Here is a 16,088-nt window from a genome sequence, read left to right as displayed (position 1 = left end):
TAGGTATGCAAAAGCCAGGACTCTCAGATCACGAACGCATCGTTGAAGGGGATATCAACCAAAGTGCAGCCCGACAAAACTGGATGAATGAAGCCGTAGATGCCGAAACCAAAAAGCTTTTGGAAAAAGATGCCCAATACTTTTTGCACCAGGCTTTGTCGACGCCTTGTCTTGATGTGTTGAGTCACGCACAAGGCCCATTTCTCATTAACAAAAACGGAAAAAAATATTACGACTTTCACGGAAATAATGTGCATCAGCTGGGATTTTCACATCCAAAACTTATTGCAGCCCTTAAACAACAGCTAGACGCGCTCACGTTTTCTACCCGCAGGTATACCAATGAGACCGCAATTGCTTTTGCCGAAAAACTTACCAGTCTAACCCCCGGCTTAGACAAAATCCTGTTGACGCCCAACGGAAGTTCGGCGGTGGGTATTGCACTAAAACTGGCGCGGGCAGTTACAGGCAAATACAAGGTTTTGTCTTTTTGGGACTCCTTTCACGGGGCTTCCTTAGATGTGATCAGCGTAAGTGGAGAGTCGGTTTTCAGGGAAAATATGGGTCCTATGATGCCGGGTGTCGAGCGGATACCACCACCCATCACCTACCGCGGAATCTATGAGGGTAATGAGGATAAGGCGATTGAATATCTGGAATATGTACTTTCTAAAGACAATCAGATTGGTGCTTTTCTGGCAGAAACCGTTCGCAATACCGATGCGCAGATTCCTTCTAAAAAATTTTGGCAAACCGCCCGAAAACTTTGTGACCGGTTTGGAGTTTTACTCATATTGGATGAAATCCCTATTGCCCTGGGGCGTACCGGAAAACTTTTTGCCTACGAGCATTATGACATCATCCCGGATATTCTTTGCCTGGGCAAAGGCCTGGGTGGCGGTATCATTCCACAGGCAGCCATTGTGACCAAAAGTGAATATGATCGCTTTAATCACATTTCACTCGGCCACTACACTTTTGAGAAAAGTCCTATGGGAGCCGCAGCCGGTTTGGCCACCCTCAACATTCTGGAAGAAGAAAACATTCTGGAACACGTGGCAACTTTAGAAGAAATAATGCTGAGTAAATTGACAATGCTTCAAAACCAGTTTCCGCTCATTGGTGATGTGCGCGGCATCGGACTGCTCTGGGGACTCGAATTGGTAAAGGATCCTATCTTCAAGGAAGAAGCGCTTCAGGAAGCCGAAGCCATTATGTACGAATGCCTTAAAAACGGACTCAGCTTTAAAGTGTCTAAAGGCAACGTGCTACAACTCTGCCCCGCACTTACGATTACTGAACACGAACTGGAAGAAGCACTTGGCATTCTTCAAAAAGCATTTCAAACGATCACAACTCAATACAAACTATGAAAAATTATATTTTAGTAACCTTATTCAGCCTTAGCCTCTGCTTTCCCTCCTTTGCACAGCAGAATGACTTTGTTGTAGAGCCGTATTTACAAGATGCAGAACCCACTTCAATCATCATCAAATGGGAAACTGCTACTTCAGGCGAAAATCTGGTAGAATGGGGTACAACACCCAAACTGGGCAAAAAAACCACGGGTAGTTCATATCCCGTAAACTTTGGCGAATCCCGCCTACACGAGGTTCAACTTACGGGACTGGAACGCTTTACCACCTACTATTACCGGGTGAAGACCGGCACCTTGAAATCAGACATATTTCAATTTAAAACTCCGCCTTTTTCAGGTGAAGAAAAACCGTTTAACCTGATCGCCATGAGCGATATGCAAATCGATAGCAGTGAGCCTAACAAATTTAATGAGGTGGTCAACGAAGGTATTTTAAAGTATTTAGACCAGGAATTTGGGGGCGAGTTGCCAGACAACCTGGCGCTGGTTATGATTCCCGGGGATTTGGTTTCTGACGGTACCGTTTATGAGCAGTGGAACGATCATTTTTTTAAACCTGCATCCAAGTTGTTTGCAGAAGTACCGGTATATCCTGTACCCGGCAATCACGAGAAAAATTCGCAGTTTTTCTTTACCTATTTCAGCCTTCCCAAAAATGGCGATGCCGCTTATGCCGAGCACTGGTGGTATAAAGATTATGGTAATGTGCGCATTATAGGACTGGACTCTAACTCAGGCTATCGCGATCTTAGGGAACAATATAAGTGGCTGGAACAAATATTAAAAGAAACCGAAACCAATGAGGATATCGATTTTGTCTTTGCGCAGCTCCACCATCCCTACAAGTCTGAATTGTGGATTCCCGGCGAGGAAGAACACACAGGGAAAGTAGTGAAAATGCTCGAAGCCTTTTCAGACAAAACCGGAAAACCAAGTATTCACTTTTTTGGTCATACACACGGCTACTCCCGCGGCCAGTCGCGCGATCACAACCATCTCTGGGTCAATGTGGCTTCGGCAGGAGGTGCAATTGACAACTGGGGCGAATTTGAAGGCCGCGATTACGACGAGTTTACCGTTACCCAGGATGAATACGGCTTTGTAATGGTCGAGTTAGATCCCAATCCTGCAGATCCCCGGATTACTCTAAAACGCATCAGTCGGGGCAATACCGATAAAAGCCGGGATAATGAGCTTCGGGACAGCGTAACTGTTTTCAAACTGAATCAAAAACCTAATGCTCCTTTGGCTCTTTCACCGAATAACAAAACGGAAGCAATCACCGGTGTTACTTTAAAAGCAAGCTCATTTGAGGGCGGAAGGCCTTCCAGCACACACACTGCATCGCACTGGCAAGTGGCAACTTCACCTGATTTTGAAAAACCTGTCGTGGACAGCTGGAAACAATCTGAAAACTGGTATTACGAGGAAAACCGTCAAAAAAACGACGACCTAACAGATGAAAGTTTAAGGCGGCTGGCTCCCAATTCTAAATATTACTGGAGGGTGCGTTACCGCGATCAATACCTGAGCTGGAGCGACTGGTCGCAACCTGCAACGTTTACCACCAACTAATTTAAATATGATGATCAAAAAATTAAGTATTCTCGTTTTGCTTATTTCAAGCAATTTGCCCTCCCTTAAGGCACAAACCCAGATAGACGAAAAAGTGATTTTAATTACGCTCGATGGCTTTCGCTGGCAGGAACTTTTTACCGGTGCTGACCCGCTGCTCATTCGCAACAAAGAGTATGTGGATGACACCACCGCTTTAAAAGCAAGTTTCTGGAGGGAAACACCCCGGGCGCGACGCGAAGCATTGCTTCCCTTTATTTGGACTGAAGCGGTTGAGCTGGGGGAATTACACGGGAACCGAAACAGAGGCAGCAAGGTAAACCTCACCAACACTATGTGGTTTTCGTATCCCGGTTATAACGAAATCCTTACCGGTAAGGCCGATGATGAACACATCACCAGCAATGATAAGATTTACAATCCAAACGTAACGGTACTGGAAGAACTCAATAATACAGATACATACCGGGGTAAAGTGGCCGCTTTTGGCAGCTGGGATGTCTTCCCCTACATTATCAATGATAAACGCAGCGGTATCCCTGTAAATGCAGGATTTACGCCTGCAAACGGAATTGATTTGACCCAGAGGGAGGTTTTCCTTAACAAGCTTCAACAGGAGATCCCGAGTCCCTGGGGAAGTGTTCGCCTGGATGCCTTTACCCACAACTATGCTTTAGAGTACCTGAAGAAAAACCATCCCGTACTTACCTATATCGCCTATGGCGAAACCGATGATTTTGCCCACGATGGTGAATATGATGCCTATCTCCATGCTGCACACACCACCGATGCATTTCTTAAAGAGTTGTGGGAGTTTGTTCAGACTGACGGGTTTTACAAAGACCAAACCACCCTGATCATCACTACAGATCATGGTCGCGGCACACAACCGCTCGAAACCTGGAAAAGCCACGGAAGTAACATTCCCGGCGCCGATGAAACCTGGATGATTATTTTGGGAAGTCAAGCTAATTCTAAAGGCGAAGTCACAAGCCCGGAACAACTGTATACTACTGAAGTTGCCAAACGCATCCGGAAGAGTTTAAAATGACAAAATGTTTACAATTACGAAACATAATTCAGTTTTGAATATGATATTTTTACCTCAAGTAACATCTTTAAGTGTTTCGTTTAAGTTTGTTTTTATTGGATTTTTTTTAAACCAGCCGGCAGCATATTTCCGGCTGGTTTATTTCAACCTGAAATCATGGGTATAAAAATCGAACAGCTCAAGTTTATCAGCCGGGCGTCTGTTGCCGCCTTTGGCGCCTACTTTTGTATGTATGCCTTTCGAAAACCCTTTGCAGTAGCCACTTTTGAGAACCTGACCTTTTTAGGGATTGATTATAAAATACTGCTTGTTATCGCGCAGGTACTGGGTTATATGCTTTCCAAGTTTATAGGCATAAAGGTCATTTCTGAACTACAGGCCAAACAACGCTTCGTGTATTTAGTTAGTCTAATCGGACTTTCAGAAGTAGCCCTGATACTTTTTGGCTGGGTTGCCAAACCCTACAACATCTTCTTTATGTTTTTAAACGGTCTGCCTCTGGGAATGATCTGGGGCATCGTTTTCTCGTACTTAGAAGGCAGAAAATATACCGAAATACTGGGCGTTTTATTATGCACCAGCTTTATCGTCTCCAGTGGTGTGGTCAAATCGGTAGGCTTGGCCGTAATGAGCGGTTGGGGTATTTCCCAATTCTGGATGCCCGCCGTTACCGGAGCCCTGTTTATGCTTCCGCTTTTGTTTTTTGCCTGGGCACTGGAGACCATTCCGCCCCCTACCCAGGAAGATAAAATCCTACGCGTAGAACGGGTACCGATGAAACAAAAAGAACGACTGGCCGTACTGAAGCAATTTGCGCTTCCGCTGGTGACACTTATTGTATTTTATACCTTGCTGACGGCGTTTAGGGACCTTCGGGACAATTTTGCAAGGGAACTCTGGGACAGTTTGGGATATGCCGGTGCTATTTCGGTGTACAGCAGTTCTGAGACCGCAGTTGCAATTTTGGTACTTAGCATCCTGGCATCGGTTTATAAAATAAAGAACAACCTCAAAGCTTTACTTACCTATCATGGTATTTTACTTATGGGTACGTTTGCCATAGGCAGCTCCACATTTTTGCTACAGGCAGGGCTTCTTGATCCGTTTTACTGGATGGTAATTTCGGGCTTTGGGCTGTACACCTGCTACGTGCCTTTCAACGCGTTGTTCTTTGATCGGTTTATTGCAGCGTTTCGTATCAACGGAAATGCAGGCTTCCTCATCTATCTTGCTGATGCCTTTGGTTATTTGGGCAGTATAGGCGTTTTGCTTTATAAGAATTTTGGCCTCAGCAGTATTTCGTGGCTTAGGTTCTTTGTAAACGGAGCTTATGTACTGGCCTTTTTGGGCACACTTAGCGTTGTTATTTCCTATTTCAACCTGCGCAGGAAGCACCGTAAAAGCCATTTCAATGCTCTGGCTTATGAAAACTAAATATGACCTTCTCATAATAGGTGGCGGTGTTTTGGGCACCTTTCACGCCTATCACGCCCTTGGTAAAGGGTTAAAAGTTGCAATTCTGGAAAAAGACAACCGCCCGCAGGGTGCAACCACCCGGAATTTTGGGCAGGTAGTACCTTCGGGAATGAATACCAAATGGCAACATTATGGGCGCGAAAGCCTTCGAGTTTACAAGGAAATTCAGAAAACTTTTGACATCAGTATGCGCCAAAACGGTTCGGTTTATCTGGCTTCGAATGAAGAAGAAGTACAACTACTAGAAGAACTTGCAGCTATAAATAAGCAAAACGCATACCCCTCTTCATTACTCACAAAAGCTGAATGCCTGTCTAAATACCCTGGCTTGCGTGCAGACTATGTAAAAACCGGATTGTTCTTTCCTGAAGAAGTAACCGTTGAGCCAGGCACAATGATTCATCGTTTGCTTAAATATCTGATTGACTTTAAAAAACTGGATTTTTATGCCAATACACAGGCCATATCTCTGGAGCAAAATACAGAAGAAGTGCACATCAATACCGCCACCGGGAGTATTTTTAAAGCAGCAAAAGTCCTGATCTGTAACGGCAGCGATTTTAAAACCCTTTACCCTAAACTATTTGCGGAAAGCGATCTGCAACTTTCAAAACTTCAGATGCTTCAGACCAAACCGCAACCCAATTACAAACTGCCCGGATCTATCCTGACCGGATTATCTATCAGACGTTATGAAGCCTTTGCCGAATGTCCTTCGTTTGCTGCGATTAAAGCCAAAGAAAATCCCGATACTCCGGAAAAGAAATGGGGCGTGCATATCTTATTTAAGCAAGCCACAGATGGTTCAATAATCTTAGGTGACTCGCACGAGTATGCTGATGCCGGGCGGGCTGAAGACCTGGGTTACGGACTTAATATGGACATTGATAATTTTATGATTGCCGAAGCCCAAAAGATTTTTGATCTGCCCACGTATGCAATTCAGGACCGCTGGTACGGTATCTACTCGCAATGCAAAACCCGGGATATTTATCTGGAAAACATTGGGGAACGCATACACATCGCCACCGGAATAGGCGGTAAGGGAATGACCGGAAGTGCCGGTTTTTCTAAAGAACACATAAACACCCTTTTTAATTAAAGCCCTATGAATACCATAAAGCTTGCTGTTTTTGATATGGCAGGAACCACCGTTAATGAACACAACATCGTTTATAAAACCGTACAAAAAGTCATCAATGACCTGGGGTATAAGGTAAGTCTGGATCAGGTGCTTAAGTATGGTGCCGGGAAAGAAAAGCATCAGGCCATTATTGACGTTTTGCAAAACTGCACCAGGTCTAAAGCCATCAAACAGGAAGCTCAGACCGCCTTTGCCGCATTCAAACCTGCTCTGGAATCAGCTTACGACACTCAGGAAATCGGCACTTTCAAAGGTATATTGCCTTTCTTTAAGAAGCTGAAAACCCACGACATCAAAGTCGTTCTTAACACGGGTTATGATGCCAAAACGGCTACTAAAATATTGACTAAGTTGGACTGGAAAACAGGTCGCGAAATAGATTTAATGGTAACCGCAGACGATGTAGAAAACGGCAGACCAAACCCTGATATGATTTATAAAGCCATGCGTGAATTCAATATCACGAATGCCAAAGCAGTTCTCAAAGCCGGGGATTCTGAAATAGACATTATTGAAGGGAAAAATGCAGGCTGCAGACTTACTATAGGTGTGCTAAGCGGGGCTCAGAACCGGCAACAACTGGAAGCCGCAAAACCCGATTATATCCTGGATGTGATAACCGATCTTGAAGAACTGCTTTTTGGCGAAAACCTGTTTCATTAAACAGGACTGGCAAGTTGCTAGTTTTCTAAATCTGGTAAATAAAAGTAAATCACCAGCATTTTGGTGGGGATATCACCTCTGTTGATAGGCACATGAGGAATTCTTCCGTCAAAAAAGATGGAATCGCCTTCATTTAAGATGACCTCTTCGTCCCCTATGAAATACACACAATTTCCGCTGAGCATATATTTAAACTCGTAGGCATTGGTCTCTACCTTGGCACGTTCAGAACCTGGTTGTATTTCGAGTAACACAGCTTCAAAGGCTATTGATGATAGTGCCTTTCCAAAAATCGATTTATACTCAAATCCACGGGCATCAACTTCCTTCTCCAGGATTGCATAATCTGCTTTACGCGAAACCAAAAAGCTGGCCTTTCCCCTTTGGGGCAGACTACCAAAAAAGTCGGCTACAGCTACATCAATCGCATTAATTATATTTAAAAGAACTGGCAGTGATGGAATGGTTCTTCCATTTTCGATACGCGATATTAATCCGTTACTCACTTCTGCATCTGCTGCAATTGTACTAATGGTAAGTCCTTTCTCCTTTCTAATTTCTCGTATTCGCTTACCAATATCTATTATATAATCATTCACTTGTCTAATTTTTTAACAACGCTAAATATCCTAAATGTTTTCATTCAAAAAGCCTTATTGAACAAGATTTCCTTGAATCTTAAATACCAATTACTCCAGAGTTGCGAAATATCATTCAACAATATAAATCTTTCAATAAGTAATTGAAAATGCTCCACATTAGGAATACTCGGGTAAGTGGAATACTGAAATTAAAACACAGAAAAAGATTATCTATTTAAATGGCCGGACGCTTTTTGAGCAGTTCGGGTTCAAAACTACTTTGACGGTCCTGCGGGGTATCAATCTCAAAAGAGCCGAGACCAGTCTTGAGGTTTTTCTTTCCCTTCCCATTACGCTAATTATTCCCGGGGTCGGTCATCAATGTCCAGATGCTCATCCATATCGGCAGAAAGGGCTTTTCTATGAAGTTCTTGAGCACAGGACAAAAAGCATCATCCTTACAAACAAACTCTTATCTGAAAAAACTGATGAGGCACTTTCTACTCAAATTCTTGATTCCCTTTTGGTGTCATAATTCTGTTTCATTCAAATTAATGAATATATCAAATAAGACAGAGTTTAGTTTAACCCTTCCAACTTCCTCGTTATTAATTTTCCATTCCATGAACTCCTTATCCTCCAGTTCCTGTAGATTAAGGAGTAGTGCTCGTCTAACACATTTTAAATATATGATATTGAGATGCTTATAATATAAATCTGCAACTTAATCAAAATACGATGGGTACTAGTTGAAAATGAAATTAAGTGTTTAAACTTCCGAAAAATATTGTAGCGTATTAAATGCTTTTTTTGTCGGATAAAAAGGTCTGAAGTATGCGTTTTACCTCTTCTCCTTAACTATCAGTTTTCGAACCTTTCATAATTTGGTTTTACCCGAATAACTTTCAATCCACTAATTCCCTGTAAGTCTTCGACTTCCAAGACTTCCAAATCTGGGGTTAAATATCCCTTATGCTGAAGGTATTTAGCATATCGTATGTAGTCTTGTCTATCACGCTCCCTCTGGTATACGATAGCAATAGTATGAGGTGCTGTAATTCGCTCTGAGGTTCCTTTTACATGTGCCTTATCAATTCTTTTTTTTACCATTTCATAACGTGCATTATAAGTACCGTCTACATCGAATTGCTTTTCATCAATTCGGAATCGGATGGAAAGTGGTGCACCATAAACAAATATTAGGGAAGACACCTCTAACTGACATGGGAGCTGTCTGTTTTGTTTGTGATGAAGAAACTCCATCTCACAAATAGTTTCCAACTGAAACAATCTTAAGTTATCAATATAAAATTTTCCAAATTTTCGATCAGGTGCTATGGAAGCTCCTATATAGAGGTTATGTTCTACTCCGTCAGTTTTGAATCTCTCGTAGTAGTGCGGAAACATTTTCTGAGCCTTTAAGTTTCTGGCATCTAATAAAGACGTAAGTGAATTATTAATCATCATAATGGTATCATCCATATCCCGTCTGGCCTTAAAGAATAATCCTGTATTCTTATCAGTAAGCCCAAAATAGGTATTAATAGCATCTTGATATTTCTGCTCACACAAACTCGAAAGAATAGGATGTATCTCCTGCACTATAAAATAGTGTACGTGTTCCAACTCATTTTGAAAGAACGCCTCTAATTCGGTCTCAAAATTCTTCAGCGTAAATAGCGTTTGCTGTATTACAGGTACAGGATATGCCTCTTCCAAAAGACTAAATAATGATTGCAGGTATTTCAGCTGTGCCTTGAGATCCTGTAAGATAGCTTCATTTTTTTTCAAAGAGGAATCTTTGATATCTGTTTGTCCATAAAGAGCGTAGACATCTTTAAATACAATATCCTCAAATACCTTATTTTCACGGTTTAAATGATTTATACCGAAGGGATCGATTTTTTTTATTACTTCTTCTCTAAATTTCCAATAAACACTGGGGTGAATGGAAGTATATTCCCTTTGAATCACTGCCTCTATCTCATTTTCCATCTCCAAAACCAAGCGTTCAATACTATCGGTAAGAATGGGTATCACCAGCTGTAATTTTTCTTCTATAACTGCATGGATTGCCCCTCTTTGAGCTGAATAAAACAGTACTACACCTATGGGTTTTTGCTGCCGTATTGCAGGAGCCAGGATACAACTTGCGATTCCTTCAGCGACTAACTGTTTTGCTAAGCCCATCGCTTCCTTCTGTGAACAATTGCTCGTGTCTGATATAATCAAAGGGCGATTATTGGATAGGACTTGCAGCATACAGTCGTGTACAACTTGTTCAAGATGTATTTCCAGTGACGTTGATTGCGTAATCCCATCAAAACGTCGAAGTGTACCGAACTGCTTTTGAGCGTGATCAAAAAGGTAAAAACTTCCGTTGAGATCACAAATATTGAATAGCGAGCGAAACAGCGGTAAAATCTGTTGCTGCACATCTAAATCTGAATCAAGGGATCGCACCAATATAGATTTCAATTTTGAGATGGCTGTCTCTGAAGTTACCTCCTGTAAACTAACGACCATAAAACCCCTGAGTACATAACTTTCAACCGGAAAAAAACGTTTCCAGATCTCCATATCAGGACCGCTATCCAACAGGAACTTTATTTCTTCGGGCTTTATTTTTCTGGTGCGATTGGTAGTCTTAATTTCTGCAAAATCTAAATGATAGTTCAGTTTATAATACTGAATAACTCCCTTAGCATCGGGAATATTCATTATAATGGGAAAATCTATCTTCAGATCATATTTATAAAGCGTTTTTAAAATGTAACAACAGGCGAGGATATAAAAATTTTCGGCAGAAATATTATCTATCGTAGGTTTATAGTCAGTTCCTGCTTCTTCTAAAATTGTTGAAAAGGCTTTATTTACATAAAAAAAATGGGTTGTAAAAGGAGCAGCTATAGCTTTAATTTCCAAATGTGCCAAAGGTTGGGTGAAGAGTTCATTTAATACAGCTCCTACAAGTTCATTATTCAAATAGTCCTTCGAAGGATCCAATACCGATTCGGCAAGCCCCGCAGCTTCGACATCCCTAAGTAAGGTCTGGGCATAGCTACTTTTATAGTTTTCTGCATCACTGGCCAGCTTTTCCCAATATGCAAGCATCTTTGTTAAGGACATTTCTATACAAAAAGGACTTTCATCGTAGATTTTTCTCATAGATGAGTACATATAATGAGATGAAAAAATTATTCGGTAGTTCGTAAAGAGAGATAAACTTCTCCTTTCTGGGTTGCAATACTTCTTAAAAACATATAGGCTATATGTCTGGAAATTTGATGCCTTTCCTCTCTTTTAAGTTGAACATCGTGCAAGAGTTGCTCCTGTTGATAGCAGTACACCTTTGCATCAAGTTGTTTGTCAATGGTGTTTTTATAAAACCCCTCTTTTATTCCCCTGTCTAAATTTTGAACGATAAAAGGTTCAAGCACATGTTTTTTTTGATACTCGATGATTTCTGTTACATCCGGATAATAACGTCTCAATTTTACAAATACATCAGGTAGCACATACCTGAACTTTTTTTCAAAGAAAGAATCATATGCCAACATTTCTGCCATAGCATTGGGCGCTAACTCACCATTCAATCTTAAAAACTGTTCCACATCCTTGCTATAAATGAGTACCAGTTCCATAAGCATTGCTTCCTTACTTTCGAAGTATCGGTAAAAGGTTTTCTTAGAGATTCCGCAGCTTGAAGCTATTTTATCAACAGAAGCCAACCTTATCCCCTGCTCCAGAATAAGGTCGACTGCTTTATCAATAATATCGGATTTCTTATTGGCCATTGTATAACTATAATGTTCCTGTCGTTTTCTTATAGGTTGCCAAATTAATCCTATATTCTACCTTGGCCTCTACCAGAGCCAGTATTGCTTGTTCCCAGATTACCTGTGCTTCCAGAACATCATTACCGGTTATGGTTCCAACACTGTACCGATCATTGGCGAGTCTCAAATTTTCTTCTGCCTGTTGCAAGGAAGCTTCTGAAAGCAGTATTTTCTGATAGGACTGATTTACCTGCATTTGCGCATTAGTTGCCTCCAGGCTATAGAGCTCTTTACTATCCTCCATTTCCACTCGAGCCGCTTCTACCTTGAATTTTTGTTCTTTGACACTATTTTTGTTCCTTCCCCAATTAAAGATAGGAATCGATACACTTAGCATCCCGTAATACGTATACATCTGATTGGTCGTATCTGAAAAATTCACTCCATCCCCATATGCTGCAAGACCACTTAAAGAAAAACCTACTTGAGGCAATCGGTCTGCCTGCAGTATCTTGGTTTGGTATTCATTAATTTCCAAACTTTTCTCCAGGATTGCTATTTCAGGACGTTTGTCAATGGATCCTTGTTCTACAACAGGTTGATAGGTGTAGTCAAGTGCTTCAACCAATGTAAACTCTGAATCTGAGGGATGACCTATAACCTGTGCCAGGGATAGTTTGCATATTTTTAAGTAATCTTTAGCCTGAAGGATGGATAATTCGGCATTATTCAGGTTAACTTCAGCACGTAATAAATCATTTTTATAGGTCAATCCGGCATCTACCGAATTTTTAAACAATTGTCTCAAATCTTTTAACATGTCCCTGTATTTATTGGCAACCTTAACATTTTCGGTCGCCTGCACCACCTGCCAATAATAGGTCTCGACAGACAGTAATACCTCAGCTTCCGTCATTGCCTTTTGACTCTCGTAAAGCTCAACTGATTTAGCTACCCTCTTTTTACCATAGCGCATTTTATTTCCGGAATAAATATTTTGTTTTATATCAAGTCCTGCATTAACCATCTCAGATGGTAATAGCGTACTTAAAGGATCTCCCAAATGAACCCCCTGCAACGAGCCATCGAGGGTGGGTAATGCTGAAGCATTGGTAGAAGCCATAGCCGCTTTGGCAGCATCAATATTATAAGTTGCTTTTTGTATCTTTTTATTATTGGCAAGCGCCATGGCACGACACTCTTCTAAAGTGTATTCTTTAGTTTGTGCTATAATACCTCCCACCATACCTAGTGAAAGCAGTACTAAAAAATATAAGGTTCTTAGTGTTTTCATGATTTTCCTTGTGATTTAATGACGGTAAGACGCATTTTGGATTTGCATATCATCTTGATTGTCTGATTCAGGGCTTTCCGGCTTAATAAATTTGTAATACATCACCGGAATGACAAACAAAGTCAACACCATGGATACTAACAATCCAAAGGCCAGTACACTTCCCAATGGTGCCCATAACGGAGACTTGCTTATAATCATTGGTACCAATCCCACAGCACCAGCTGCCGAGGTTAAGAAAATAGGCCTCATTCTTCGCTTGGCAGCTGTTAAAGCGGCTTCTTTAATTGTATAACCATGGTCTTTGATGAGCTCATCGGTATAATCAACCAAAATGATTCCATTTCGTACTACGATTCCTATCAATGCTATAATTCCCATAAATGCTGTCATTCCCATAGGGTTTCCAGTTACAAACAAGCCCAGGAAAGCACCTAAAAGACTCAATAAAAAGGTAGATAGTACAATAAGTGCCTTAACCAGTGTCTTAAACTGAAATAATAAAGTCAGAAATATTAAAATTATACTCACTGCCAGCGCAGTAAGCATTCCCGGCATATTATCTGCACTGGATTCTGCATCTCCACCATAAGCAATTCGTATCCCCGATGGAAGATCTAATGCATCAATTTCAGGTTGTATTTCCGCAAGAATACTTGCGGCTTTAATTCCAAGTTGGGCTTCTGAAAGTACGGTAAGCGTTCGTAAACCATTTCGGTGTGCGATAACTCCAGTATGCCAGCTAGGCCCTATTTCCGCTACTTCCTTTAACGGAACTCCAATTCCATAAGAACTGGTTACATGCAGGTTTTCAATACTACTCAGTTCATCTCTGTTATTGGCATCGAGTCTTATGAAAATATCAATAGGCTTATCTTTTTCCCACACTTTGGAGACAGAGTATCCTTTTAATCCTGATCCCAACGTCTGGGTAATGGCTTCATTTGATACCCCTAAGCGTGATGCAGCACTCTCATTGATACGTAAACTGATCCCTAAGTAATCTTCCTCATAATCACTACGTACCCAATTGGTACCATTTGCGTTTTCCAGTATAGAGATGATCTTATCTGCCACCATCTGTTGGTCTTTCATATCCTCACCAATCACCCGAATGGCTATGGGTGCTCCTTCCTGAAGACTCAACTGCTTAAAACGTACATAGCCATCGCTTAAAAAACCTTCAAATTTGGGACGGTATTCATTAACCAATTCTTGCGTAGCTTCATCACTAATGGTGGTAATTAACAACTGTGCAAAATTTCTGCGTGGACTTTCAGGCGAATAAGAAGTATGAAATCGAGGAGCGCTGGTTCCTATAAAGCTAGCAATGCTCTCAATTCTTTCATCTTTTCCTAAAATTTCTTCTACACGTAATGCAGCAGCCTCTGTTTCCTGTAAGGCAGTGCCGCTAGGTAACCAAAGCTCTACACTGAACTGATCCCTTTCACTCACAGGGAAAAACTCCTGCTCAACATTTCCGGCTATTACAAATGCCAAAACAATCGCTAGCACACCTCCCGCTAAGGTTAATTTAGGTCGTTTAAAGCAGTAGGCTACTGCTTTGTCAAATAACGATTGCATACGATCTAGCAAGGATTTCCTGTGTTTTTTTTCCGGATCTTTCTCATGATGAAGCCCTTTCTTGATAAAGACAAAACACATATACGGGGTTAAAAACAATGCTATCAACATAGATGCAGTTAGTGCCACTGCTATCACCACCGGTAAAGAAGCCATAAAGTCTTTGGCGATCCCTTCCATAAAAATAGCAAGGGGTAAAAAGGCAAAAATAATGGCGAGCGTAGCGGTAAAAATAGAAAGTGCTAATTGTTTGGCTGCTTTGTAAGCAGCTTCCCATGGAGTGATTCCTTCATCCAGTTTATCAATATAATTATCTACAACCACAACCGCATCATCTACCAACATTCCAAGGACTATAATTAGTCCGGCAAGTGAAACCTGATGCAATTCGATACCGATAATATTCATGATTCCAAACGTCACCATAACTGCAATGGGAGCTGCTAAAGAAGAAACAGCTGCCATTCTAAAGGGTAATAACAACATTACAACGACGACTACCGATATAATGGCCAATCCAAATTCGAGCATAAAGTGACTAACACTATGCTCAACTACTTTAGGCTGGCTGAAAATGGTATTAATGTTAATGTCGTCTGGAAAATCCTGTTGAATTTCTGTAAGTCGTTCTGTAATCTTCTCTCCAAAGGCTACAATGTTATTACCGGATTGCATTTCAATAGATAAAAGCACAGCTCTTTCATTACCCAGTCTGATATAAGACGCTTCCTCTTCATAGCGGCGTTCTACCTTCGCTACATCCTTAAGCCGCACAACTACTCCTTTGGGGGTTGTGTAAATAATCTGATCTGCTATTTCTTTTTCTGAATGGTATTGACTTTCAGTAAATACAGGTATGGTATTTTCATTAACGGTTACCTCTCCTGAATAGCCGGTCACATTATGGTTTTGCAATACCTGGGTAATTGTTCCTACATCAAACCCATACTGTTGCATTTTTCGATCATCAAGGGTTACATAAATTTGTTCCTTTTGCTCTCCCGATCTATTTATTTTAGATACCTCTGGTATCGTCTTCAAATTATCTTCCAGTACGTCCAAGTAATTTTCAAGTTCCCTATAGGAGCGGGTAGCAGAAGATATGGAGATAATCTCTGCAGAAACATCGCTAAAATTACTATTAACTACAGGCCCTTGCACGCCCGATGGCAGCTCTTGTTTCAATTCTGAATTAAGCCCGTGCTGTAAGGTGGACCAAAACTTTTTACGATCTTTTACCTTTGAAAAAAGTTCAACGGTAACAAATACCTGACCATCTTTGGTCTGAGAGCGCGTTTTACGCTTATCGATTTCTTCAAAAGAAAAGAGGTATTGCTCCAGTTTTTCTGTAACCTGTTTTTCTGTTTGAATTTCGTCTGCTCCTGGATAAAATGCATATACCATGGCTACCGGCATATCTATCTCAGGATTCTCTGCCCGAGGCATATTAAAAAGAGAATATATTCCAAAAACTACCAGTAAAGAGACAACTACAATAGTGACCTCTTTGTTCTTCATGGCAGCTTCGATAAAATTAATTTTTCGTGTTTTCATTATTCTTGT

The 16,088-nt window shown here is 41.1% G+C and carries 11 protein-coding genes and 1 pseudogene; 6 read left to right on the top strand and 6 right to left on the bottom strand.

The features are described from left to right. Window positions 1–5 precede the first annotated feature (5 nt). From pbfA to ACSSS3_RS13860, 6 genes are all read left to right on the top strand, one after another. On the top strand, window positions 6–1,373 hold the full coding sequence (gene pbfA, locus ACSSS3_RS13885) for a (R)-1-hydroxy-2-aminoethylphosphonate ammonia-lyase (RefSeq protein ID WP_442845133.1): 1,368 nt from the start codon (window positions 6–8) through the stop codon (window positions 1,371–1,373). Beyond that, window positions 1,370–2,953 (top strand): fibronectin type III domain-containing protein, encoded by a 1,584-nt coding sequence (locus ACSSS3_RS13880; RefSeq protein WP_442845132.1) that lies wholly within the window; start codon window positions 1,370–1,372, stop codon window positions 2,951–2,953. Before pbfA ends, ACSSS3_RS13880 begins: the two co-directional genes overlap by 4 nt. Before the next feature lie 7 nt (window positions 2,954–2,960). Continuing rightward, entirely contained in the window at window positions 2,961–4,004 is a 1,044-nt protein-coding gene (locus ACSSS3_RS13875; RefSeq protein WP_442845131.1) for an alkaline phosphatase family protein, read from the top strand. Window positions 4,005–4,160: 156 nt separating this feature from the next. Continuing rightward, window positions 4,161–5,438, top strand: a complete 1,278-nt coding sequence (locus ACSSS3_RS13870) for a DUF5690 family protein (protein ID WP_442845130.1) — start codon at window positions 4,161–4,163, stop codon at window positions 5,436–5,438. Beyond that, window positions 5,428–6,582 (top strand): TIGR03364 family FAD-dependent oxidoreductase, encoded by a 1,155-nt coding sequence (locus tag ACSSS3_RS13865; protein ID WP_442845129.1) that lies wholly within the window; start codon window positions 5,428–5,430, stop codon window positions 6,580–6,582. Before ACSSS3_RS13870 ends, ACSSS3_RS13865 begins: the two co-directional genes overlap by 11 nt. Window positions 6,583–6,588: 6 nt before the next feature. Next, window positions 6,589–7,287, top strand: a complete 699-nt coding sequence (locus ACSSS3_RS13860) for a phosphonatase-like hydrolase (protein ID WP_442845128.1) — start codon at window positions 6,589–6,591, stop codon at window positions 7,285–7,287. 17 nt (window positions 7,288–7,304) lie between these two features. Here ACSSS3_RS13860 and ACSSS3_RS13855 read toward each other — a convergent pair whose 3' ends face one another. The 6 genes and pseudogenes from ACSSS3_RS13855 to ACSSS3_RS13830 all read right to left on the bottom strand — a co-directional run bounded on the left by ACSSS3_RS13855 (window position 7,305) and on the right by ACSSS3_RS13830 (window position 16,079). Next, window positions 7,305–7,886, bottom strand: coding sequence for a helix-turn-helix domain-containing protein (locus tag ACSSS3_RS13855; protein WP_442845127.1), 582 nt, complete (start codon window positions 7,884–7,886; stop codon window positions 7,305–7,307). A 217-nt stretch (window positions 7,887–8,103) separates the two neighbouring features. Beyond that, window positions 8,104–8,211, bottom strand: a pseudogene (locus tag ACSSS3_RS13850) (transposase); the annotation flags it as partial. Window positions 8,212–8,729: 518 nt separating this feature from the next. Continuing rightward, window positions 8,730–11,036: a GAF domain-containing protein gene (locus ACSSS3_RS13845; protein WP_442845126.1), complete on the bottom strand. Its 2,307-nt coding sequence runs from the start codon at window positions 11,034–11,036 to the stop codon at window positions 8,730–8,732. 29 nt (window positions 11,037–11,065) lie between these two features. Then, window positions 11,066–11,665, bottom strand: a complete 600-nt coding sequence (locus tag ACSSS3_RS13840; protein WP_442845125.1) for a TetR/AcrR family transcriptional regulator — start codon at window positions 11,663–11,665, stop codon at window positions 11,066–11,068. Between the two features lie 7 nt (window positions 11,666–11,672). Further along, a complete protein-coding gene (locus ACSSS3_RS13835) occupies window positions 11,673–12,941 on the bottom strand; it encodes a TolC family protein (RefSeq protein WP_442845124.1) in 1,269 nt (422 codons plus the stop codon). Between the two features lie 15 nt (window positions 12,942–12,956). Next, on the bottom strand, window positions 12,957–16,079 hold the full coding sequence (locus tag ACSSS3_RS13830; RefSeq protein ID WP_442845123.1) for an efflux RND transporter permease subunit: 3,123 nt from the start codon (window positions 16,077–16,079) through the stop codon (window positions 12,957–12,959). Window positions 16,080–16,088 lie beyond the last annotated feature (9 nt).

Origin of the sequence: Leeuwenhoekiella sp. H156 (assembly GCF_052218455.1) — a bacterium.
Taxonomy (GTDB): domain Bacteria; phylum Bacteroidota; class Bacteroidia; order Flavobacteriales; family Flavobacteriaceae; genus Leeuwenhoekiella; species Leeuwenhoekiella parthenopeia.
This window is presented reverse-complemented; position numbering and strand designations above follow the sequence as displayed.

Bases quoted from the DNA above. Each gene is read 5' to 3' on its own strand.
- ACSSS3_RS13880 (WP_442845132.1), top strand. From the start codon at position 1,370: ATGAAAAATTATATTTTAGTAACCTTATTCAGCCTTAGCCTCTGCTTT.
- ACSSS3_RS13830 (WP_442845123.1), bottom strand. From the start codon at position 16,079: ATGAAAACACGAAAAATTAATTTTATCGAAGCTGCCATGAAGAACAAA.
- ACSSS3_RS13875 (WP_442845131.1), top strand. From the start codon at position 2,961: ATGATGATCAAAAAATTAAGTATTCTCGTTTTGCTTATTTCAAGCAAT.
- ACSSS3_RS13845 (WP_442845126.1), bottom strand. From the start codon at position 11,036: ATGAGAAAAATCTACGATGAAAGTCCTTTTTGTATAGAAATGTCCTTA.
- ACSSS3_RS13870 (WP_442845130.1), top strand. From the start codon at position 4,161: ATGGGTATAAAAATCGAACAGCTCAAGTTTATCAGCCGGGCGTCTGTT.
- pbfA (WP_442845133.1), top strand. From the start codon at position 6: ATGCAAAAGCCAGGACTCTCAGATCACGAACGCATCGTTGAAGGGGAT.
- ACSSS3_RS13860 (WP_442845128.1), top strand. From the start codon at position 6,589: ATGAATACCATAAAGCTTGCTGTTTTTGATATGGCAGGAACCACCGTT.
- ACSSS3_RS13865 (WP_442845129.1), top strand. From the start codon at position 5,428: ATGAAAACTAAATATGACCTTCTCATAATAGGTGGCGGTGTTTTGGGC.
- ACSSS3_RS13835 (WP_442845124.1), bottom strand. From the start codon at position 12,941: ATGAAAACACTAAGAACCTTATATTTTTTAGTACTGCTTTCACTAGGT.
- ACSSS3_RS13840 (WP_442845125.1), bottom strand. From the start codon at position 11,665: ATGGCCAATAAGAAATCCGATATTATTGATAAAGCAGTCGACCTTATT.